Source organism: Vibrio sp. D401a (genome assembly GCF_030248515.1).
In the GTDB taxonomy this organism is placed as follows: Bacteria; Pseudomonadota; Gammaproteobacteria; order Enterobacterales; family Vibrionaceae; genus Vibrio; species Vibrio rotiferianus.
The window spans coordinates 1-21,693 of record NZ_JAHGAI010000068.1 but is presented as its reverse complement, the minus strand read 5'-3'; the positions used below and the strand labels follow the sequence as shown (position 1 = coordinate 21,693).

At 46.0% G+C, this 21,693-nt stretch carries 21 protein-coding genes and 1 pseudogene; all 22 read left to right on the top strand.

All coding sequences use genetic code 11. The features are described 5' to 3' along the window. Positions 1 to 33 precede the first annotated feature (33 nt). A complete protein-coding gene (fliH, locus tag KIV41_RS23275; RefSeq protein WP_010449618.1) occupies positions 34 to 834 on the top strand; it encodes a flagellar assembly protein FliH in 801 nt (266 codons plus the stop codon). Between the two features lie 3 nt (positions 835 to 837). After that, positions 838 to 2,157 carry a flagellar protein export ATPase FliI gene (gene fliI / locus KIV41_RS23270; protein WP_010449616.1) on the top strand — a complete coding sequence of 440 codons (1,320 nt, stop codon included), beginning with the start codon at positions 838 to 840 and terminating at the stop codon, positions 2,155 to 2,157. Between the two features lie 6 nt (positions 2,158 to 2,163). Further along, positions 2,164 to 2,607 carry a flagellar export protein FliJ gene (fliJ, locus tag KIV41_RS23265; RefSeq protein WP_010449614.1) on the top strand — a complete coding sequence of 148 codons (444 nt, stop codon included), beginning with the start codon at positions 2,164 to 2,166 and terminating at the stop codon, positions 2,605 to 2,607. 384 nt (positions 2,608 to 2,991) lie between these two features. Further along, a complete protein-coding gene (locus tag KIV41_RS23260; protein WP_285337762.1) occupies positions 2,992 to 5,070 on the top strand; it encodes a flagellar hook-length control protein FliK in 2,079 nt (692 codons plus the stop codon). Between the two features lie 40 nt (positions 5,071 to 5,110). Then, positions 5,111 to 5,611, top strand: coding sequence for a flagellar basal body-associated protein FliL (fliL, locus tag KIV41_RS23255; protein WP_171358928.1), 501 nt, complete (start codon positions 5,111 to 5,113; stop codon positions 5,609 to 5,611). A 7-nt stretch (positions 5,612 to 5,618) separates the two neighbouring features. After that, complete coding sequence (gene fliM, locus KIV41_RS23250) at positions 5,619 to 6,659, top strand: flagellar motor switch protein FliM (RefSeq protein WP_010449607.1); 1,041 nt, start codon at positions 5,619 to 5,621, stop codon at positions 6,657 to 6,659. Between the two features lie 83 nt (positions 6,660 to 6,742). Beyond that, positions 6,743 to 7,153 (top strand): flagellar motor switch protein FliN, encoded by a 411-nt coding sequence (gene fliN, locus KIV41_RS23245; RefSeq protein ID WP_010449605.1) that lies wholly within the window; start codon positions 6,743 to 6,745, stop codon positions 7,151 to 7,153. A gap of 1 nt (position 7,154) precedes the next feature. Next, entirely contained in the window at positions 7,155 to 7,568 is a 414-nt protein-coding gene (gene fliO, locus KIV41_RS23240) for a flagellar biosynthetic protein FliO (protein WP_029561024.1), read from the top strand. Next, positions 7,555 to 8,424 carry a flagellar type III secretion system pore protein FliP gene (gene fliP / locus KIV41_RS23235; protein ID WP_010449602.1) on the top strand — a complete coding sequence of 290 codons (870 nt, stop codon included), beginning with the start codon at positions 7,555 to 7,557 and terminating at the stop codon, positions 8,422 to 8,424. The genes fliO and fliP overlap by 14 nt, the downstream gene beginning before the upstream one ends. A 26-nt stretch (positions 8,425 to 8,450) precedes the next feature. Beyond that, positions 8,451 to 8,720, top strand: a complete 270-nt coding sequence (fliQ, locus tag KIV41_RS23230; protein ID WP_005433008.1) for a flagellar biosynthesis protein FliQ — start codon at positions 8,451 to 8,453, stop codon at positions 8,718 to 8,720. A 12-nt stretch (positions 8,721 to 8,732) separates the two neighbouring features. After that, the gene (gene fliR / locus KIV41_RS23225; protein ID WP_010449599.1) at positions 8,733 to 9,515 is read left to right on the top strand and encodes a flagellar biosynthetic protein FliR; all 783 of its coding nucleotides are present in this window, start codon (positions 8,733 to 8,735) and stop codon (positions 9,513 to 9,515) included. A 9-nt stretch (positions 9,516 to 9,524) separates the two neighbouring features. Next, on the top strand, positions 9,525 to 10,655 hold the full coding sequence (gene flhB / locus KIV41_RS23220; RefSeq protein ID WP_045390029.1) for a flagellar biosynthesis protein FlhB: 1,131 nt from the start codon (positions 9,525 to 9,527) through the stop codon (positions 10,653 to 10,655). Positions 10,656 to 10,851: 196 nt separating this feature from the next. Continuing rightward, positions 10,852 to 12,951: a flagellar biosynthesis protein FlhA gene (gene flhA, locus KIV41_RS23215; protein ID WP_010449595.1), complete on the top strand. Its 2,100-nt coding sequence runs from the start codon at positions 10,852 to 10,854 to the stop codon at positions 12,949 to 12,951. 26 nt (positions 12,952 to 12,977) lie between these two features. Then, positions 12,978 to 14,483, top strand: coding sequence for a flagellar biosynthesis protein FlhF (flhF, locus tag KIV41_RS23210; protein ID WP_045390035.1), 1,506 nt, complete (start codon positions 12,978 to 12,980; stop codon positions 14,481 to 14,483). Between the two features lie 14 nt (positions 14,484 to 14,497). Continuing rightward, positions 14,498 to 15,385: a MinD/ParA family protein gene (locus KIV41_RS23205; protein ID WP_029561023.1), complete on the top strand. Its 888-nt coding sequence runs from the start codon at positions 14,498 to 14,500 to the stop codon at positions 15,383 to 15,385. Next, on the top strand, positions 15,378 to 16,112 hold the full coding sequence (locus tag KIV41_RS23200; protein WP_010449591.1) for an RNA polymerase sigma factor FliA: 735 nt from the start codon (positions 15,378 to 15,380) through the stop codon (positions 16,110 to 16,112). The genes KIV41_RS23205 and KIV41_RS23200 overlap by 8 nt, the downstream gene beginning before the upstream one ends. 44 nt (positions 16,113 to 16,156) lie before the next feature. Continuing rightward, the gene (gene cheY, locus KIV41_RS23195; RefSeq protein WP_017635949.1) at positions 16,157 to 16,525 is read left to right on the top strand and encodes a chemotaxis response regulator CheY; all 369 of its coding nucleotides are present in this window, start codon (positions 16,157 to 16,159) and stop codon (positions 16,523 to 16,525) included. A 115-nt stretch (positions 16,526 to 16,640) separates the two neighbouring features. Then, complete coding sequence (locus KIV41_RS23190; RefSeq protein WP_171306885.1) at positions 16,641 to 17,384, top strand: protein phosphatase CheZ; 744 nt, start codon at positions 16,641 to 16,643, stop codon at positions 17,382 to 17,384. 9 nt (positions 17,385 to 17,393) lie between these two features. After that, on the top strand, positions 17,394 to 19,625 hold the full coding sequence (locus tag KIV41_RS23185) for a chemotaxis protein CheW (RefSeq protein WP_285337760.1): 2,232 nt from the start codon (positions 17,394 to 17,396) through the stop codon (positions 19,623 to 19,625). Positions 19,626 to 19,653: 28 nt separating this feature from the next. Next, complete coding sequence (locus tag KIV41_RS23180) at positions 19,654 to 20,769, top strand: chemotaxis response regulator protein-glutamate methylesterase (protein WP_285337759.1); 1,116 nt, start codon at positions 19,654 to 19,656, stop codon at positions 20,767 to 20,769. An 8-nt stretch (positions 20,770 to 20,777) separates the two neighbouring features. Beyond that, positions 20,778 to 21,554, top strand: coding sequence for a ParA family protein (locus tag KIV41_RS23175; protein WP_038884864.1), 777 nt, complete (start codon positions 20,778 to 20,780; stop codon positions 21,552 to 21,554). Continuing rightward, positions 21,547 to 21,693, top strand: a pseudogene (locus tag KIV41_RS23170) (chemotaxis protein CheW); the annotation flags it as partial. The gene KIV41_RS23175 and the pseudogene KIV41_RS23170, both read left to right, overlap by 8 nt.

Here is a 21,693-nt window from a genome sequence, read left to right as displayed (position 1 = left end):
TATCTTCAAAGCTAAGTACACAGTAGGTGCCCCATGGTCGGTGATAGAAAACGTGGCTTTATTCGCCCTGACGAAGAGGATTCGATGGTTGAACCTCAGCGCTGGGGGTTACCAGACTATGCCGATGCCAGTTCTAAGCAGGCGAAAGAGACCGCCTTTAATTATGACCCAGGGTGGGTGCCTAATTTTGATGAGCCTGAAGAAGAGCAAGTTCTTGAATTAACAGAAGAGCAAATCGAGTTAATTAAGCAAGGAGCGTATCAAGAAGGCTTGCATCAAGGCCAAGAGGCTGGTTTTAAGCAAGGCTACGAAAAAGGTAAAGATGAAGGCCTACAAGCAGGCCATGCAGAGGGCTTAGAACTCGGTAAAGTCGAAGGCGTGACTGCAGGTCAAGAGTACATTCAGCAACAAGTTGAGACCTTTATTAACCTTGCTAACCAATTTGCTCAACCGCTTGAGTTGATGAATGCTCAGGTCGAAAAGCAATTGGTAGACATGGTGTTGTGCCTTGTAAAAGAAGTGGTTCATGTAGAAGTTCAAACGAATCCTCAAGTCATCCTTGATACGGTGAAGCAGTCTGTCGAAGCATTACCAATCAGTGGACACCCGATCACTTTGCATCTTAACCCCGACGATGTATCCATCATTCGCTCTTCTTATGGCGAGAGTGAGTTGGAGTTCCGTAATTGGACGCTTGTAGCAGAGCCTGCGTTAAATCGTGGTGATGTACAGATTGCCGCGGGAGAGTCGAGTATTAACTACCGAATGGAAGAGCGCATCAAGCAAGTGATTCAGAGTTTTTGTGGAGCCAATCGCCATCAAGGAGGCGAGTAAGCCATGCTTGCGTTAGCTGAACGCCTCAAAAGCTACAAAATCGAAGGGCTTACCACGAGGCCTGTTGCCTCAGGGAAGCTCGTCAGAGTTGTGGGTTTAACACTAGAAGCAACAGGCTGTCGTGCTCCAATTGGTAGTTTGTGCTTGGTTGAAACTATTTCCGGACATATGGAAGCAGAAGTCGTAGGTTTCTCTGGTGATAATCTATTTTTGATGCCGAGTGAGCAAATCACAGGCATTCTTCCTGGCGCTAGAGTGACGCCACTGACCAGCGAAGCAGGCCTGCCGGTAGGCATGGAGCTTTTGGGGCGCGTTATTGATGGCGTTGGTAACCCGCTTGATGGATTGGGTCCTCTGTACACAGAGCAGCGTGCATCTTTCAATGCCGAACCCATCAACCCTCTGTCACGTAAACCGATCTCTGAACCACTCGATGTTGGCTTAAAAGCGATTAACGGTTTGTTGACGGTTGGTAAAGGTCAGCGTATCGGTCTGTTTGCAGGTTCTGGTGTTGGTAAATCGGTAACTCTAGGCATGATGACTCGCGGAACAACTGCTCAAGTTGTGGTGGTTGGCCTGATTGGTGAGCGTGGCCGAGAAGTAAAAGAGTTTATTGAGGAGATTCTTGGCGAAGATGGACGACGTCGTTCTGTTGTCGTCGCCGCTCCTGCTGACGCATCACCTCTTATGCGTTTGAAAGGTTGTCAAACGGCGCTAACAATTGCCGAATATTTTCGAGACCAAGGCTTAGATGTCTTGCTTCTAATGGACTCACTAACCCGTTTTGCTCAAGCTCAGCGTGAAATAGCTTTGTCGGTCGGTGAACCGCCAGCAACTAAAGGCTATCCACCGAGTGTTTTTGCTAAGCTTCCTGCGCTCGTGGAACGTGCTGGTAATGGCAGTCCAGAGCAAGGGTCAATTACGGCATTTTTTACAGTATTAACAGAAGGTGATGACCTTCAAGACCCAATTGCTGACGCATCACGAGCGATTCTTGATGGTCACATTGTACTTTCTCGTGAAATGGCGGATGCCGGTCATTACCCTGCGATTGATGTAGAGAAGTCAGTCAGTCGTGTTATGCCGCAAATTACGACTGAGGAGCACGTCCTGATGTCAAAAGCGGTACGTCAGGTATTGTCGATTTGTCGCAAGAACCAAGACTTGGTGTCAATCGGAGCCTACAAGCCGGGCACCGATCCAGCTATTGATGGTGCATTTACCATCAAACCAAAACTGGATGAATACCTACAACAGCGGATGAAAGAGTCGGTTCCTTACGACATGTGTGTGAATATGTTGAAAAGCCTCTTGGGTGGGTAATAACCTATGAATAATGCGATGGAATTCTTGCTTGAGCAGGCAAAAGAGCGTGAAGACCAAGCAGTGCTTGCACTCAACAAAGCGCGCACTGAGCTAGAAGATTACTACCGCCAAGTAGAACAAATCGAAAAGTATCGTCTTGATTACTGCCAGCAGCTCGTAGACCGTGGCATGGCAGGGCTTACTGCAAGTCAATACGGGCATTTGAATCGATTCCTCACGCAATTAGATGAAACGCTATCTAAGCAGAAGCAAGCAGAAACCCACTTCAAGGAACAAGTAACAAACTGCCAAGATTACTGGTTAAACATGCGCAAAGAGCGCATGTCTTACGAGTGGATGATTGAAAAGCGCGAGAAAGAAAAACAAGCGGCGGAAGCAAAGCGAGAGCAGAAGCAAATGGATGAGTTTTCTACCTTGCTCTACAGCCGAAAGCCACAACGTTTCTGAGTTTTATCACTCGACGGTTTCAAGCAAGGTGCGTAGATAGCACCTTGCTCAATTCCTTCAAACCCTCAAGTGAATCAAGTTCCATTACTACTATTCTTTGAGTCAGTGCCCAAGGGCGCAAATCTATTCGCTAAACAACGTCATCATAATTGTGTGCACCAACATGAACACAGCTACCTAACATTTGTCTCTCTTCGAGCACGAGTAAAAATTTCGTTCTTCTTTCAATCAGGTTAACCACAGTTCAGTTTGGTCTCTTTTTATCTGCTGTTGGCGTGATTTTTGCAAATTAGCTATCAATATCGGGTCTTGTGACCTAAGTTTGCCGCCAAAGTGCAATCCGACAGCGATATGCTCAACGCTGCCGATGATGAGAGTGTTTATATGAATGTGAATTTATCGAATGTTTCTGCAACCAATAAGGTGTCGGTCACCGATTCTTCTAGTAAGGTTGTTGAAGAAAACTCTGAAAGCAAAGGTTTTTTTGAAACCTTAGCTGGGGTGTTTAGTGATTCACAAAAAGCAGAGAAGGCGGTGGCAAAATCTGATGCACCTGACGCTTCGGTAGAGACCAAAGACGAAGTGGTTAACGATGCTTCAGCAGACTCAGAAGCTGAAAGCCAAGCAAAAGTCTCTGCGGAAGGTGGTGAAGCTGATAAAGTCGCTTCCACAGAGTCGACCGATGAACTGCTTGAGCAGAGTGAATCCAAAGCAGCAGGTGCACAAAATGGCGACCCCGAAAGTAAATCAATTAAAGCTGAATTAGATACTGCAAGTCGTTCCACCTCTCCAGACTCTAGCGAAATGACAAAGGGAGCGGAGGCGACGTTGACTGGTTCTGAATCAGCTTCACTGGCTGCGAAGCCAACTCAAGACTCTCAAACTAACATTGCCCAAACCAAATCTTCCGAGCAACCACAGACCGAGCAAGTGAAGAGCGCGATGGGAGAAGGTCAGCAGCTACTTGGGCGTATTGAGCAAGCAAACCAAACGCTTCAATCAAACGAGCTTTCTGGTGGCAAAGCATTGCCACCAGAAAGCGTTATGGTATCGGCGGGCGCTAGTAATGTGCAAAGTGCTAGCCTAACTTCGGAGCAACAAAAAGCTTTAGCGACAGATACGTCTATCAAAGGGATGGAGACGACTTCTTCGGTTGACCCTGAAAAAGTGATGCTAGACGCTGATGGCAAGCCGCTAGTTGTCGCTTCGAATGCGTCAAACGTACAACATGTGCCAAACATTTCTCAGCCACAACAAGGTGGTGACATCCCATCAGCAGCGCAGATTGATTGGAACTCACCAAGCACACAGGCGGTCCATGCGGAAGCGATGGTGAATGCGACGACCCAAGCAGCTGTCAATGGTCAAGTCGTAGCACAAGGCGCCCAAGCGCTAGTTGGTATAGAAGCTCTTAATCAAGCAATACCAGTAGAAAGCGAGGCAGTTGTACAACGCGTAGCTCTTACTGAACTGGGCATTATTGATACCAAGTTAGCGCAGGGTGAGCCTCTGTCTGCAAAAGAAATCGAGATAATTGAAGGGCTAAAATCTGGCGAGTTGGTCGCGGATATCCCAGAGCAAGAGTTAGCCCAATTTGTCGCTTTACCTAGTGATGTGAAAGTGGCGATGGCCGAGCATCAAGCAACGCTTAATCAAAGTCGCGCAGCGGCTTCAGCTGTGAGTGCTCAACAAGCGCACCAACTTGCTACGCAAGACCTAAAACATGCAGTAACGCAAGCCAATGTGCAAACGACGGTGACATCAAATGCAGATAAAGCTGCAGCAATGCCAGATGCCTTGGTTGCAGCCAATATGACCCCTGCAGCGCACGCAGGTGCGACTCTAGACTTAAGTAAAAAGGCAATGAGCGCAAGTCTAGCGGCTGGCGCACTGAAAGGCACTTCACACAAGCAGGACAAACCAGAAGCACAGCATGGTTTAGCGGGACAAATTCAAGCAGCGGCAGGTCAGCAAGGCGTATCGGCCCAGCAACCGGCGCGAGTTGATGCGGCTCAGCAAGCTCAACTACCGTTGCAGCTAACCAAAGAGCTGGCCAATGAACAAGTTGCAGAAAAAGTGCAGATGATGATGTCGAAGAATCTTAAGAACCTCGATATCCGCTTAGATCCGCCAGAGTTAGGGCGTATGCAGATCCGCATGACAATGAACAACGATTTAGCCAATGTGCATTTTACGGTTAGTAATCCACAAGCTCGAGATTTGATTGAACAGACGCTACCTCGTTTAAGAGAAATGCTTGCTCAACAAGGTATGCAGCTTGCTGACTCTTCTGTTCAGCAGCAGAGTAGTGGTCAACAACAAGGGTATACCGCATCAGAACAGTCAGGAAAAGGTGGCTCAGAGCGAGGTTTTTCTGGTCAATCAGATGAAAACTTTGATGCTGATGTGAATCTTGATTTGAATGTGACTTCAAAGCGTGATGGAATTAGTTTTTACGCATAAAATATCAGAGTTTTAGCGTCAAATAACATAAGAGAAGAATATGGCAGAAGAACAACCACAAGGTGCTGACGCGCCTAAAGGCAAAAGTAAATTGTTAATTATCATCATTGCAGTCGTCGTATTGCTTGGTGGTGGCGGTGCTGCTGCATTCTTTTTAATGGGCTCTGGTGAACCTGAACAAGCCGCGGTTGAACAAGACGCGCAAGCTGTCGCGGCAGCAAACCCAATCGCTTACGTTAATATTGCGCAGCCGTTTGTGTTCAATGTAACAGGTGATAGCCGGGATCGACTTGTTCAAATCAAAGCACAACTGATGGTTCGTGGTAGTGAAAATGAAAACTTAGCTCGCTATCACTCACCACTTATAGAAAGCTCTCTTCTATCAACGTTTGCTTCTGCTACGGTTGAGCAGCTGCGCTCTCCGGATGGTCGAATTGAGTTAAGAAACCGAGCGACTGACGATATCAAAGCTGCGCTGAATGCTGCGGTTGGTAAACCAGTTATCGAAAAAGTCCTATTTACAGACTTTGTTATTCAATAGGTAAAACGTGACAGATCTATTAAGCCAAGATGAGATTGATGCGCTATTACATGGTGTAGACGATGTTGATGACGTCGATGAACCCATGGACGAAGACACGGGGAGTGCCGTTAACTTCGACTTCTCATCTCAAGACAGAATTGTACGTGGTCGCATGCCGACGCTCGAACTTATCAACGAGCGCTTTGCACGACACATGCGGATCAGTCTGTTTAACATGTTGCGTAAAACGGCAGAAGTGTCGATCAATGGCGTACAGATGATGAAGTTTGGTGAATACCAAAATACCCTGTACGTTCCAACTAGTCTGAACATGGTGCGTTTTCGTCCGTTAAAAGGTACGGCACTGATCACTATGGAAGCGCGTCTGGTGTTTATTCTGGTAGAGAACTTCTTTGGTGGCGATGGTCGCTTCCACGCCAAAATCGAAGGTCGTGAATTTACTCCAACCGAACGACGCATTATTCAATTACTCCTAAAAATTGTTTTTGAAGACTACAAAGAAGCATGGTCTCCGGTCATGGGGGTGGAGTTCGAATATCTCGATTCAGAAGTAAACCCTAGTATGGCCAACATCGTGAGCCCGACAGAAGTGATTGTTGTCAGCTCATTCCATATCGAGGTTGATGGCGGTGGCGGCGATTTTCACGTTGTAATGCCTTATTCGATGGTTGAACCTATCCGTGAATTGCTGGATGCGGGTGTTCAATCTGACAAAATGGAAACAGACGTACGTTGGAGTTCTGCTCTGCGTGAAGAGATCATGGATTGCCCGGTAAACTTTCGTGTGAATTTGCTGGAGAAAGACATCTCTCTACGTGACTTGATGGAACTTCAACCGGGTGATGTGATCCCGATTGAGATGCCAGAACATGCGACGATGTTCATTGAAGATTTACCCACCTATCGAGTCAAAATGGGGCGCTCAGAAGACAAGCTGGCAGTGCAAGTTTCTGAGGAAATCGAGCGTCCACATGTAGTAAAAACGGATTTGGCGTTTTTGGGTAAGGACATTATGTCTGAGCTTGAAAGCGATGATGACGATTAAATTAATGCGCCAGTATTTCAATGCCTTTGCTGAATTGATCGCGAAGGTGGAAGAACAAAGAAGATTTAAGACAGGACACAATAATGGAACCAAGTGACGATCAAAAACTTGCTGACGAATGGGCAGCAGCTCTTGGCGAAGATCCATCAGCACCATCAATTGATGTTGATGAAGTGCTTGCAGCGCCATTAGAAGAGTTGAAAGATACCTCTGCGCCTATTTCTGAAGATGAGCGACGTAAGCTTGATACCATCATGGATATTCCCGTGACTATCTCGATGGAAGTCGGTCGTTCTCAGATTAGCATTCGAAATCTATTGCAGTTAAACCAAGGCTCTGTCGTGGAACTGGACCGCTTAGCGGGAGAGTCCCTTGACGTGTTAGTTAACGGTACACTCATTGCTCATGGTGAAGTTGTTGTCGTCAACGACAAATTTGGTATTCGTCTGACGGACGTAATTAGCCAAACTGAACGTATCAAAAAGCTACGCTAGTATGAGAAGTTCAATCAATACACGGTTGATGCAAATGACAGGAGCACTGAGCCTTGCGCTGAGTGCTCCTTATGCATTTGCAGCGGCGCCAAATAGTTTGGATATGGCGACGACATTGGGCTCATTGGTTCTTGTCATTGGTGTCATCATCTTTTTGGCATGGCTGCTAAAGCGTATGCAGGTTCCAGCAATGGGCCAGCAAAAAGGTTTAAGAATTGTCAGCCAGTTACCTGTCGGAACGAAAGAGCGTATCGCAGTCGTGCAAGTCGGAGAAGAGCAATTTCTGGTAGGTATTACCAGTCAATCGATTCAAACCCTGGCTAAACTAGAACAGCCGCTAAAAGAGGATGAGTTGGCGACCAATGCATTTGCTAGTCAATTTAGTCAACTGATTAAAAAGAATGATAAAGGATAATCCAATTAGACTGGTCATCGGCCTTGTTGTCTTGATGCTAAGTCTATTAACGTCGTCAGCCGCGTTCGCTCAAGCCGAAGAAGGCGCATTACCCGCCAACTTAGCCCCTGGAGGCAGTGTTACCGTGCAAGCGATGGAGAGTGATAAAGGTGCAAGCCACTCGTTATCGGTTTCCAACACGGGCGGCATTCCGGCATTTACCATGACGACCAATCCAGATGGTAGCGAAGATTATTCCGTTACGCTGCAAATTCTGGCTCTGATGACCATGCTTGGCTTCTTGCCGGCGATGGTCATTTTAATGACTTCTTTTACCCGTATCGTGGTCGTCATGTCCATTCTGCGCCAGGCTATGGGTTTGCAGCAAACGCCATCAAACCAGGTCATTATTGGTATTGCGTTGTTCCTTACTTTTTTCGTGATGTCCCCAGTACTCAATGAAGTGAATGAAACAGCCATTCAGCCATATTTAAACGAGCAAGTCACAGCGCGAGAAGCTTTTGATGCAGCACAACAGCCTATGAAGGCATTTATGCTCAAGCAGACTCGCGTTAAAGACCTTGAAACGTTCGTTAATATGTCTGGGGCGGAAGTGACAAACCCTGAAGATGTCTCTATGGCGGTGTTGATCCCTGCTTTTATCACTTCTGAACTAAAAACAGCTTTCCAGATTGGTTTTATGCTGTTTCTTCCGTTTCTTATTATTGACTTAGTGGTCGCGTCAGTACTGATGGCGATGGGTATGATGATGCTCTCGCCTATGATTGTATCCCTGCCATTCAAGCTAATGTTGTTCGTGTTAGTTGATGGCTGGAACTTAATACTATCAACCCTAGCGGGCAGCTTTGCTTTGTAGCTGGGCAAATTTGAAGAGGAATAATTATGACTCCTGAAATGTTTGTCGAGCTTTTCCGAGATGCTTTGTGGATGGTGCTGATCATGGTCTGCGCCATCATTATTCCTAGCTTATTAATTGGTTTAGTCGTGGCCATCTTTCAAGCGGCAACGTCTATCAACGAACAGACATTGAGCTTTTTGCCACGTTTGATTGTGACCTTGTTGGCCCTAATGCTATTTGGTCACTGGATGACGCAAATGCTGATGGAGTACTTTTTTGGTTTGATTGAGCGCTTGCCTCAAGTGCTTTATTAACAAGGTATTGTGATGGAATACCCAACTGACATTGTACTGGATTGGATTGCCAATTACTTTTGGCCATATGTCCGTATATCTTCAATGTTAATGGTAATGACTGTGACTGGTGCTCGCTTTGTTTCGCCACGTATTCGTCTTTACCTCGGGTTAGCGATTACGTTTGCCGTGATGCCAGCTATTCCGGCAGTTCCTCAAGATATTGAATTGCTCTCATTTCGTGGTTTTATGACCATCGCTGAGCAAATCATTATTGGCGTTGCAATGGGAATGGTTACTCAGTTTTTGATTCAAACTTTTGTTCTGCTGGGCCAGATATTAGGTATGCAGTCGAGCTTAGGCTTTGCATCGATGGTCGATCCGGCTAATGGTCAAAATACCCCATTGCTTGGTCAACTCTTCATGTTTTTGGCAACCTTATTCTTCTTAGCAACAGATGGGCACCTGAAAATGCTACAGCTGGTGGTGTTTAGCTTTAAAACTCTACCAATTGGTTCAGGCAGCCTGAATGCGGTCGATTATAGAGAGATGGCAAGCTGGTTGGGGATTATGTTTAAAACGGCATTGAGCATGTCTTTATCTGGCATTATTGCGCTACTTACTATTAACTTATCTTTCGGTGTAATGACTCGTGCCGCACCACAGCTAAACATCTTTTCGCTCGGTTTTGCCTTTGCTTTGATGGTTGGTTTGTTGTTGTGTTGGTATATTTTGGCTGGCTTATATAGCCACTACTTACTGTATTGGACAGTGGGTGAGGAGCAAATTTGTAACCTCATTCGCTTGAGTTGTTAGGAGGCTGGTTTGGCAGAGTCAGACGGTCAAGAACGCACCGAAGAAGCCACCCCCCGACGGTTACAACAAGCCAAAGAAAAGGGGCAGGTGGCTCGTTCTAAAGAGCTTGCATCGGCCTCGGTGCTTATCGTCGGTGCTGTATCTTTAATGTGGTTCGGAGAATCTTTGGCTCGTGCTCTGTTTTCTATCATGAGCCGCTTGTTCGCTCTTAAGCGTGATGAAATCTTTGATGTCGCCAAATTGTTTGATATCGCGGGCGGTGCTCTTACTTCCTTACTGCTACCTCTGCTACTGATCCTACTGACGCTCTTTATTGCTGCGGTGATTGGCGCGGCTGGCGTGGGGGGAATCAGCTTTTCTGCAGAAGCGGCGATGCCTAAGTTGTCAAAAATGAACCCACTAAGTGGCCTAAAGCGAATGGTGGGGCTACAAAGCTGGGTTGAGTTGGTCAAATCAATCCTAAAGGTTGGCTTGGTGACAGGGGTGGCAATTTACTTGATCCAAGCATCACAGGCTGATTTGATTCAGCTTAGTATGGATGTTTATCCGCAAAACATTTTCCATGCACTCGATATCTTGCTGAACTTCGTCTTGCTGATCAGTTGCTCGCTATTGATAGTTGTCGCGATTGATATTCCATTTCAAATCTGGCAGCACGCTGACCAACTCAAAATGACCAAGCAAGAAGTCAAAGACGAATACAAGGATACGGAGGGTAAACCAGAGGTTAAAGGCCGTATCCGAATGCTACAACGTGAAGCCGCTCAACGAAGAATGATGGCTGATGTTCCGCAAGCTGACGTTATTGTCACCAACCCAGAACACTTTTCTGTTGCACTTCGTTATCAGCAAAAAACAGACCGTGCGCCTATCGTTGTTGCCAAAGGAACCGATCATATTGCGATGAAAATTCGTGAGATTGCGAGAGAGCATGACATTACGATTGTGCCAGCACCTCCTTTAGCGCGTGCACTGTACTACACCACTGAGTTAGAACAGCAGATTCCTGATGCACTATTTACCGCTGTCGCACAAGTACTCGCTTTCGTATTCCAGTTAAAGCAGTACCGCAAGCGTGGTGGACAAAGACCAAAACTCAAGGACTATGAGTTACCTATTCCCCCAGAATATCGACATTAATGCTTAGGGAAATTAGCTAAAGATCAAAGGATTGAGAATTACTTTGATCTTTAGTCATTATTTTGGCGTTTATGCTGGTACACAGATTGCTTAAATCGTGTTTATCAACAACAATACCTAGCACTTACGAATGAGTGCTATCGCTCCCTCGTCCCGTCGAGACGAGCAGACATCAAAGCTGAGACACCACCTAAATATGAAGTTAAGCCTGCCTTTTGCAGATAAGCTGCCCAAAATACCACAGCGTTCAATGCCGGCTATCGGCGCGCCAGTAATGGTACTTGCCACCCTTGCAATGGTGGTCTTACCTATTCCTGCGTTCTTGCTGGATATGTTTTTTACCTTCAACATCGCGCTTGCGATGGTGGTGTTATTGGTTACGGTTTACACACGACGTCCGCTTGACTTTGCTGCATTCCCAACAGTACTTCTTATTGCAACGTTGCTTCGTTTAGCACTGAACGTTGCGTCAACTCGTGTCGTTCTTCTTTATGGTCATGAAGGTGGTAACGCAGCCGGTAACGTTATTGAAGCTTTTGGTAATGTTGTAATTGGTGGTAACTACGCTGTTGGTTTGGTGGTGTTCTTAATCTTGATGATCATCAACTTTATGGTAGTTACCAAAGGTGCAGGTCGTATTTCTGAAGTTAGTGCTCGCTTTACCCTAGATGCGTTACCTGGTAAGCAGATGGCCATCGATGCCGACCTAAACGCGGGACTTATCGATCAAGAGCAGGCGAGAACAAGACGATTCGAAGTTACCAAAGAAGCCGACTTCTATGGTTCGATGGATGGTGCGTCAAAGTTTGTTAAAGGTGATGCCATTGCTGGTATCTTAATTCTATTTATCAACATTATTGGTGGTTTATCCATCGGTATGGCGCAGTATGGCTTAGGCTTCTCTGAAGCGATGCAAATCTATACCCTGCTGACGATTGGTGATGGCCTTGTTGCACAGATACCATCACTTTTACTATCAATCGCTGCTGCGATGATGGTAACCCGTCAAAATACTGATGAAGATATGGGCGAGCAGCTCATTTTTCAGATGTTTGATAACCCGAAAGCACTGATGATCACGGCGGCAATTTTAGGTGTTATGGGTATTGTTCCGGGCATGCCTCATTTCTCATTCCTCTCCCTTGCGGCCATTGCTGGTGGCGCTGCTTATTGGCTAGATAAAAAGCAGAAACAAAAAGCGAAAGAGCCTAAGCCGCCCGCAGAGCTTGAAGGTGGGAACGAACCTATCTCTCAAAGGGAACTCTCTTGGGATGATGTGCAGCCAGTGGACATTATTGGTCTAGAAGTAGGATATCGTTTGATTCCGCTAGTGGATAGAGACCAAGGTGGGGAGTTGCTCGAACGGGTTAAAGGTGTGCGTAAAAAGCTATCTCAGGATTTTGGCTTTCTGATTCCGGCTGTACACATACGTGATAATTTAGAACTCACGCCAAATAGCTATCGTATTACGCTAATGGGTGTTGCCGTTGGTGAAGCTGAAATCAAGCCAGACCAAGAACTTGCAATAAACCCTGGTCAAGTTTACGGCATGATCGAGGGTGAACCAACAATTGACCCTGCATTTGGTCTCGAAGCTGTGTGGATCCGCGAAGAACAGAGAGAACACGCTCAAGCCTTAGGTTACACCGTAGTGGACTCTTCAACGGTTCTCGCAACCCATTTAAGCCAATTGCTAACCAATAATGCTTCACAGCTCATTGGGCATGAAGAGGTGCAGAACCTGCTTGAAATGCTTGGGCGAAGTGCGCCTAAGCTGGTAGAGAACTTTGTTCCTGACCAACTGCAACTTGGTGTGGTTGTGAAAGTGCTGCAAAACTTGCTTAATGAAGCGGTACCAATTAGAGACATTAGAACCATCATCCAAACCCTGGCTGAGTACTCAAGTAAGAGTCAAGAACCTGACATTCTAACAGCAGCGGTTCGTATCTCTCTTAAACGACTAATTGTTCAGGAAATCAATGGCATAGAGCCTGAGTTGCCAGTGATTACACTGATTCCTGAGCTGGAACAAATCTTGCATCAGACAATGCAGGCTTCAGGAGGAGAATCCGCAGGTATTGAGCCAGGATTGGCAGAGCGTCTGCAATCTTCCTTGAGTCAAGCGACACAAGAACAAGAGCTGAAGGGGGAACCTGCAGTTCTACTGACTTCTGGCGTATTGCGTTCAACATTGGCTAAGTTTGTCAAAAACACAATACCAAGCTTAAGGGTGCTCTCATACCAAGAAATCCCGGATGAAAAACAGATCAGAATTGTGCAAGCCGTGGGTAATTAAATAACCCATTATAATGGATTCGTAGTTTGAAAATTAAACGATTTTTTGCCAAAGATATGCGCTCAGCGTTGCTTCAAGTGAAAGAACAACTTGGAGTGGATGCGGTGATCATGTCGAACAAGAAAGTAGCGGGTGGCGTAGAAATCGTAGCTGCGATAGATGGCGAGTCCAACGCAGCTGCTGGAGAGAGCAGTGCAAAAGCGCCACCTAGTCGCTCTACTACACCAAATCGTTATAGTGAACATCAACAAATGTCTTCTTCTGCCGCGAGTCGTTTTGAAGATCGTCGATTAGATGAAGACAAAATTAGCTTGAACAACAGCACCGAGAAATCGGGTTCGATGACAAAACGCTTTGCGAATATGCTCAAACAGTATAGCCATGGTGCGTCGGAATCTGATGACCATGTGGCTGAAAATGAGGATTCGTTATCAGCGCTGTTGCAAAGACAAACTAAGCACAGAGAGAACTATAACCAGCCAGCTCCTTACCAGCCTGATTCGCCTCTGGCCAAGCTTATTGCTCAAGATGATCGATTCAGTCCTCCTAGTCCGAAGCTGGATCCGACACGTTATGATCGCCGTCGACCTTCTGACGAAAAAGATAATTCGCCAAGTGAGCTCGAGAACATGCGAGAAGAAATGACATCGATACGTCGTTTGTTGGAGCATCAAGTCTCGGGACTTATGTGGCAGGAAGTTGAGCGCCGTGAACCTCTACGAGCAATGCTGATTAAACGGTTAGAACGTATGGGTGTATCTCCGGAGCTCGCGGACCAGATGGCTTGCTATATTCCAGAAGACACGAAACCTTCAAGAGCGTGGAAGGCTCTACTAGCACTGGTCGCTGACCAGATTTCGACACCACGCCAAGATATATTGAAACGTGGTGGTGTTGTCGCACTACTAGGCCCTACTGGTGTTGGTAAAACGACGACAGTGGCAAAGCTAGCTGCTCGTGCTGCGATGGAGTATGGCGCGGACAACGTTGCTTTAGTGACAACAGACACTTATAGAATTGGTGCACATGAGCAGCTGTCAATATATGGCAGAATTATGGGTTGTCCTGTAAGAGTTGCTAAAGATTCTGATGAATTGGCCGATGTTATATATCAACTACGAAACAGACGTCTGATTTTGGTTGATACTGCAGGTATGGGGCAACGTGATGTTCGTCTATCAGAGCAACTGGATACATTGATGCAAGAGAGTGGAGAGGTCATCCACAGTTACCTTGTATTGCCAGCGACAGCTCAACGACGCGTATTACAAGAAACACTAGACCACTTTAAACGTATTCCATTGTCTGGCTGCATTTTAACTAAGTTGGATGAATCCCTAAGCTTAGGCGAGTTCATTAGCGTAGTTATTCAAAATGCAATGCCAGTCGCGTATATCGCAAACGGACAGCGTGTACCTGAAGACATTGTGATTGCACAACCAAAATACATGATTGCGAAAGCAAACGAACTGTTAGAGAAGTCGACAGAGAACGAACCTCACTTTTGGAATAGTGACAACGAAGGACTCTAGGGCGGCGGACTACTATGACTGAGAATATGATACACGATCAAGCAAGCGGCCTCCGTCGCTTAACACAGCCATCACTCACTAAAGTTATTGCGGTAACGGGTGGTAAAGGTGGTGTGGGTAAATCTAACGTAACACTTGGTTTGGCAATTTGTATGGCACGCCAAGGCAAAAAGGTGATGGTACTCGATGCTGACTTAGGCCTTGCCAATGTCGACGTTATGCTCGGTATTCGCTCAAAACGTAATCTAGGACACGTACTTGCAGGCGAATGTGAGTTAAAAGATGCAATTGTTGAAGGTCCTTATGGTATAAAGATAATACCTGCAACTTCAGGCACACAAAGCATGACGGAATTGTCACCGGCTCAACATGCGGGTTTGATTCGTGCTTTTGGTAGCCTTGAAGATGAAATGGATGTGTTACTGATTGATACAGCTGCGGGTATTTCTGATATGGTTATCAGTTTTTCACGAGCAGCTCAAGATGTAGTTGTAGTCGTTTGTGATGAACCAACTTCAATCACTGATGCTTATGCACTGATCAAGCTTTTAAGCAAAGAACATCAAGTTCAACGCTTTAAAGTTGTTGCAAATATGGTCAGGAGTTATCGTGAAGGCAGAGAATTATTCGCAAAGTTGACGCTAGTCACAGAGCGATTCTTGAATGTGAGCCTTGAACTCGTAGCATGTATTCCATTAGATGATAAAGTACGACAAGCAGTTAAGAAGCAAAAAATCGTAGTGGATGCTTTTCCTCGCTCACCAGCTGCTTTAGCAATCAGCTCATTAGCGAACAAGGCACTGACTTGGCCGATTCCAAAAACGCCAAGTGGCCACTTAGAATTTTTTGTAGAAAGATTGCTGCATCGTAATGAATTCTCAGAGGACCCTTTTGGTGAATAAAGCGCTTACTTATGATCAGCGTGGCAACGTCAATAGCCAGCAGGCTTTCATTGAACGTTATTCTGTGCTGGTCAAACGTATTGCTCACCACCTGTTAGGCCGTTTACCGCCGAGTGTTCAGGTTGAGGATTTAATCCAAGCCGGAATGATCGGTCTTATCGAAGCTCAGCAGAATTATGATGGTTCTAAAGGTGCGAGCTTTGAAACATACGCAGGTATTCGAATCCGTGGTGCGATGTTAGATGACATTCGCAAAGGGGATTGGGTACCACGTTCTGTTCATAAAAATAATCGAGAGATTAATCAAGCGATAGCAGAGCTAGAGGCTCAGCTGAATCGAGATCCTAGTGATGCTGAAGTTGCGGCTCATATGGGGCTTACAATAGAGCAATACCATAACGCGTTGACGGATATTAATTGCTCCAAGCTCATAGGTATCGAAGATCTGGGCGTCTCTGATGATGTCATAACGCCAGCCGAAGATTCGGATGACAATAATCCATTCAAAGGTGTGGCTAATGAATCGTTTAGAAAAGCACTGGTTGAATCAATAAAACAGCTTCCTGAGCGTGAAGCTTTGGTACTTTCGCTTTATTATGACGAAGAACTTAATTTGAAAGAAATTGGTGATGTATTAGGTGTGAGTGAGTCTCGCGTTAGCCAGATACTAAGCCAAGCGATGCAACGTTTACGCACTAAGTTGAGTGCGTGGACACAAAATGACTAAAAACACTGATTTTTGATTCAGTGGAGGCAATTTTGAATAAAAACATGAAGATCCTTATTGTTGATGACTTCTCAACAATGCGCCGTATTGTCAAAAACCTACTTCGTGACTTGGGTTTCAATAACACCCAAGAGGCAGATGATGGTTTAACTGCATTACCAATGCTGAAAAAAGGTGACTTCGATTTCGTTGTAACTGACTGGAACATGCCAGGAATGCAGGGTATTGACCTTCTAAAACACATTCGTGCAGATGCTGAATTGAAGCATCTTCCTGTGCTTATGATTACGGCTGAAGCAAAGCGTGAACAGATCATTGAAGCGGCTCAAGCTGGTGTTAACGGTTACATCGTTAAGCCATTTACAGCGGCAACACTAAAAGAAAAACTCGATAAAATTTTCGAACGTTTATAAGTCCTTACTTTTACTCGTTAGCTGAGTCGTCAAATACTTTAAATCTAAAAATAGATGGCTCACTTAACATAATGTAGTAATCAGAAAGAGCAAAACGTAAAAGGGTCTATTCAGGATGATCTCACTAGAGCAGGCGAAGTCTCTCGTCCAGTTATTAGAAAATGGAGAGCAAGAACAAGCAGATGCGCTGGTTGCTTCCATATATGAAGGGAAAGGAAATCCGATGCTTCAAGAAATCGGAACTCTTACACGTGACCTTCATGACTCATTGAGGCAGTTCAATATCGATCAACGTATGACGGAAATCGCTAAAGATGAAATCCCAGATGCAAGGGACCGTCTCCAGTACGTGATCGAGAAAACTGAACTGGCTGCAAACAAAACGATGGATGCAGTGGAATGTTGCCTACCGATGGCGGACAACTTAAATAACTGCTTACAGCAAGTTCGTCCTCAATGGAACGAACTCATGCACGGTCGAATTGAATTAAGTGAGTTTAAAGCCCTCTGCCACCGCATCGATGAACTCCTCGTTCAAGTTGAAGGTGACAGTACAGAATTACGTGGTCAACTAACCGAAATTCTAATGGCGCAAGACTTCCAAGACTTAACTGGTCAAATCATTCGCAGAGTAATTACACTCGTGAATGAGGTGGAAGGGCGTTTAGTGGAAATATTGACGGTCTTTTCGAATAACAAACCAGAAGAAGAAACAGCTAACAAACCTGTTGAAGCTTCTGACACAAAGCAAAAATGCTCAAGTGAAGCGGAAGGCCCAATTCTTCACCCAGAATTGAGGGAAGATGCAGTTTCATCGCAGGACGAAGTCGATGACTTATTGTCCAGTCTTGGATTTTAAAGGTAACGTATGAGCTACGATTTAGACGAAGATATTCTTCAGGACTTTCTAATTGAAGCCGGAGAAATTCTGGAGTTGCTGTCTGAGCAACTTGTAGAGTTAGAAAATAACCCTGAAGATAAAGATCTACTGAACGCTATTTTCCGTGGGTTCCACACAGTAAAGGGTGGAGCGGGATTCCTGTCGCTAGCCGAACTGGTTGATACCTGTCACGGTGCAGAAAACGTATTTGATGTGTTGCGAAATGGCCAACGTTCCGTAACTCCGAGTTTGATGGATACCATGCTAAAAGCACTGGATACTGTTAATACTCAATTCCAAGCAGTTCAAGATCGTGATGCTCTAGAAGCCGCGGATCCGGCGTTACTTGAAGAGCTACATCGTCTATGTCGACCTGAGTCTGAGGATGAGGTCGCCGTTGCTCCTGTTGCTGAACCAGAACCTGTTATTGAACCTGAGCCAGTCGTTATTCCAGAACCAGTGTCAGCGCCAGTTGAAAGCGTTAGTGCAAGCTCTGTTGATGAGATTACGCAGGACGAGTTCGAAAAGCTTCTGGACGAGTTGCATGGTAAAGGTAGTGCTCCAGGCGCACACGCTGCACAGCCTGCAGCAGCACCAGTTGCAAGCGCACCAGTGGATAGTGGTGATATCACAGACGATGAGTTCGAGCGTCTACTGGATGAACTACATGGTGCTGGTAAAAGCCCATCTGCATCAAGCTTTGCAACTGAACCTGAAACACCTAAAGCTCCAGAACCAGCTACTCCAGCGCCAACAGCGCCAACAGCTCCGTCTGCAGACAGTGATTTGATGACCGATGAAGAGTTTGAAAAGCTGTTGGATGAGCTACATGGTTCAGGCAAAGGCCCTTCTATCGAAGAGCTTGATTTTGCGACTAAGCCAGCTTCCGCAAACTCAACTAGCGAACCAGCTGCACCTACTCAACCTTCTGTTGCACCTGCACCAGTTTCAGCTCCGGTTCCAGCACCTAAGCCGGAAGCAAAACCCGTTGCCGTAAAAGAAGAGCCAAAAGCAGCGGCTCCTGCAGTTAAGAAGCCTCAAGCTGAAGCGACCGTTCGTGTAGATACATCAACCCTTGATACCATCATGAACATGGTTGGTGAGTTAGTCTTGGTTCGTAACCGACTATTAAGTCTTGGTTTAAACAGCAATGACGAAGAAATGTCGAAAGCTGTTGCGAACTTAGATGTCGTTACTGCAGACCTTCAAGGCGCGGTGATGAAGACACGTATGCAGCCGATCAAGAAAGTATTTGGCCGCTTCCCTCGCGTTGTACGTGATTTGGCGCGTAACTTACAAAAAGACATCGTGCTGGAAATGCGCGGTGAAGAAACCGATCTAGACAAAAACCTTGTAGAGGCGCTTGCGGATCCACTGATCCACTTAGTACGAAACTCAGTTGACCATGGTATCGAAATGCCTGATGACCGAGCGAGGGCGGGTAAGTCTCGTACTGGTAAAGTGATCTTGTCAGCATCTCAAGAAGGTGATCATATCGAACTGGCTATCGTCGATGATGGCGGCGGTATGGATCCGAATAAGCTTCGTGGTATTGCGGTGAAACGCGGCATGATGGACGAAGATGCTGCAGCACGCCTGTCGGACAAAGAGTGTTTCAACCTCATCTTTGCTCCAGGCTTCTCTAGTAAAGAGAAGATCTCAGACATCTCAGGTCGTGGTGTTGGCATGGATGTGGTTAAGACTGCGATCAATACCTTGAATGGTTCAATCGATATCGATTCTGAGCTAGGTAAGGGTACGAAGATCACCATCAAAGTACCGCTAACGCTAGCAATTCTTCCAACCCTAATGGTTGGCGTCGGTGGGCATCCATTTGCACTACCGTTAGCATCGGTTAATGAAATTTTCCACCTTGACCTAAGTCGTACTAACGTTGTTGATGGTCAGTTGACGATTATCGTACGTGATAAATCGCTTCCTCTGTTCTACTTACAGAATTGGTTGGCGCAACGTGGCACAAAAGTCGCAGAGCGTTCTGGCCATGGACATGTTGTTATCGTTCAGCTAGGCAGTCAACGAGTTGGCTTCGTAGTGGATACTTTAATAGGTCAAGAAGAAGTGGTTATCAAGCCACTAGACAACTTACTACAAGGCACGCCAGGCATGGCGGGTGCGACGATTACCAGCGATGGTCACATTGCATTGATTCTAGACGTGCCAGACCTACTCAAACAATACGCAGCTGCGTCTCGTATTTAAGTTGAGTAGAAAGATATAAAGGATAAAAATGGCGATTAAAGTATTAGTTGTTGATGATTCTAGTTTCTTTCGACGTCGCGTAAGCGAGATCATCAATTCAGAATCGCGCCTTGAAGTTATTGACGTTGCAGTAAACGGCCGAGAGGCTGTTGAAAAAGCGAAAACGCTAAAGCCCGACGTCATTACAATGGATATCGAAATGCCGGTGATGGATGGCATCACCGCAGTTCGCGAAATCATGGCGGCAGCACCAACGCCAATATTGATGTTTTCATCTTTGACGCATGATGGTGCAAAAGCGACCCTTGATGCGTTGGACGCAGGTGCTCTTGATTTCCTTCCAAAGAAATTTGAAGACATTGCACGCAACCGTGATGAAGCAGTGACATTGCTACAGCAGCGCGTTATTCAGATTGCAGCCAAGCGCGCGTTTATGCGTCGCCCAATTGCAAAGCCTGCAGCGACGCCAAGCAGCACCGCTGCTCGCCCAACTGCTTTACGTACTAACGGAACGGCGACGCCAGCGACTGGACGACCGGTAGCGGCAAAGTTCAGAGCTTCAGGTAAGAAATATCAACTAACGGCAATTGGCACCTCTACAGGTGGTCCGGTGGCACTGCAGAAAATTCTCACCAAACTGCCGGTTAATTATCCACACCCAATTGTTCTGATTCAGCATATGCCAGCGACGTTCACAGCAGCTTTCGCAAGTCGTTTGAATTCTCTGTGTAAGATTCAGGTGAAAGAAGCGGCTGATGGCGACGTGCTGCAAGCTGGTGTAGCGTACCTCGCACCAGGTGGTAAGCAGATGATGGTGGATGGTAGAGCGGGAGCCGCACGCCTTCGTATTATCGATGGCGGCGATCGAATGAACTACAAACCATGTGTTGACGTTACTTTTGGTTCTGCTGCGAAAATTTATGGTGATAAAGTACTTTCAATGGTGCTAACCGGCATGGGGGCAGATGGTCGAGAAGGTGCACGCATGCTTAAGTCTGCTGGCTCGACAATTTGGGCGCAGGATGAAGAAAGCTGCGTCGTATATGGCATGCCTCAAGCCGTCGCTAAAGCAGGGATCTCAACAGAAGACCTACCTTTAGAACGTATTGCAGAGCGCATGTTGGTCGAAGTTGGCTTAGCGTAGGAAAAATCATGATCGTTTGGAGTGTAGCTAACCAAAAAGGTGGTGTAGGAAAAACGACATCGACTGTGACGTTAGCTGGTTTGTTAAGCCAAAAAGGGCATCGTGTATTGATGGTTGATACCGACCCTCATGCATCGTTGACGACCTACCTTGGCTTTGACCCAGATGCGGTGAGTTCAAGCTTGTTCGACCTTTTCCAGCTAAGAACGTTTAACAGTAGTACAGTTCGTCCATTGATTCTTGAAACTCAGGTTGAAGGCATCGATATTATCCCTGCCCATATGTCATTAGCGACGCTTGATCGAGTGATGGGGAATCGCAGCGGCATGGGGCTGATCTTAAAAAGAGCCCTACAAGCAGTCGAACAAGATTACGATTATGTGCTGATTGATTGCCCGCCAATACTTGGTGTAATGATGGTAAATGCACTTGCTGCAAGCGATCGAATTTTGATTCCAGTCCAAACTGAATTTTTGGCGATGAAAGGTTTGGAACGGATGATTCGCACTTTAACCATCATGCAAAAGTCTCGCAAAGATGAGTTTAAAGTAACGATCGTACCTACGATGTATGACAAACGTACCAAAGCATCTTTGCAGACATTGACACAGTTGAAGAAAGATTACCCAGACAAGGTTTGGACTTCAGCAGTGCCAATTGATACCAAATTCAGAGATGCAAGTTTGAAGCGCTTACCAGCGTCGCACTTTGCATCAGGAAGCCGAGGGGTCTTTGCTTATAAACAGTTGCTGATCTATCTAGAGAGGTTAGCAATTGATGAGTGAACATGAGCCAGTACTTTCGAGTGAGCAAGCGCTAGATGACTATTTTAGTGCTTTACTTGATGAAGAGTTTGAATCGCAAGAAAGTCCTCTTGACTTACTAGAACAGGAATTAAGCTCTGAAGAGCCAGAGCCAGAGCCA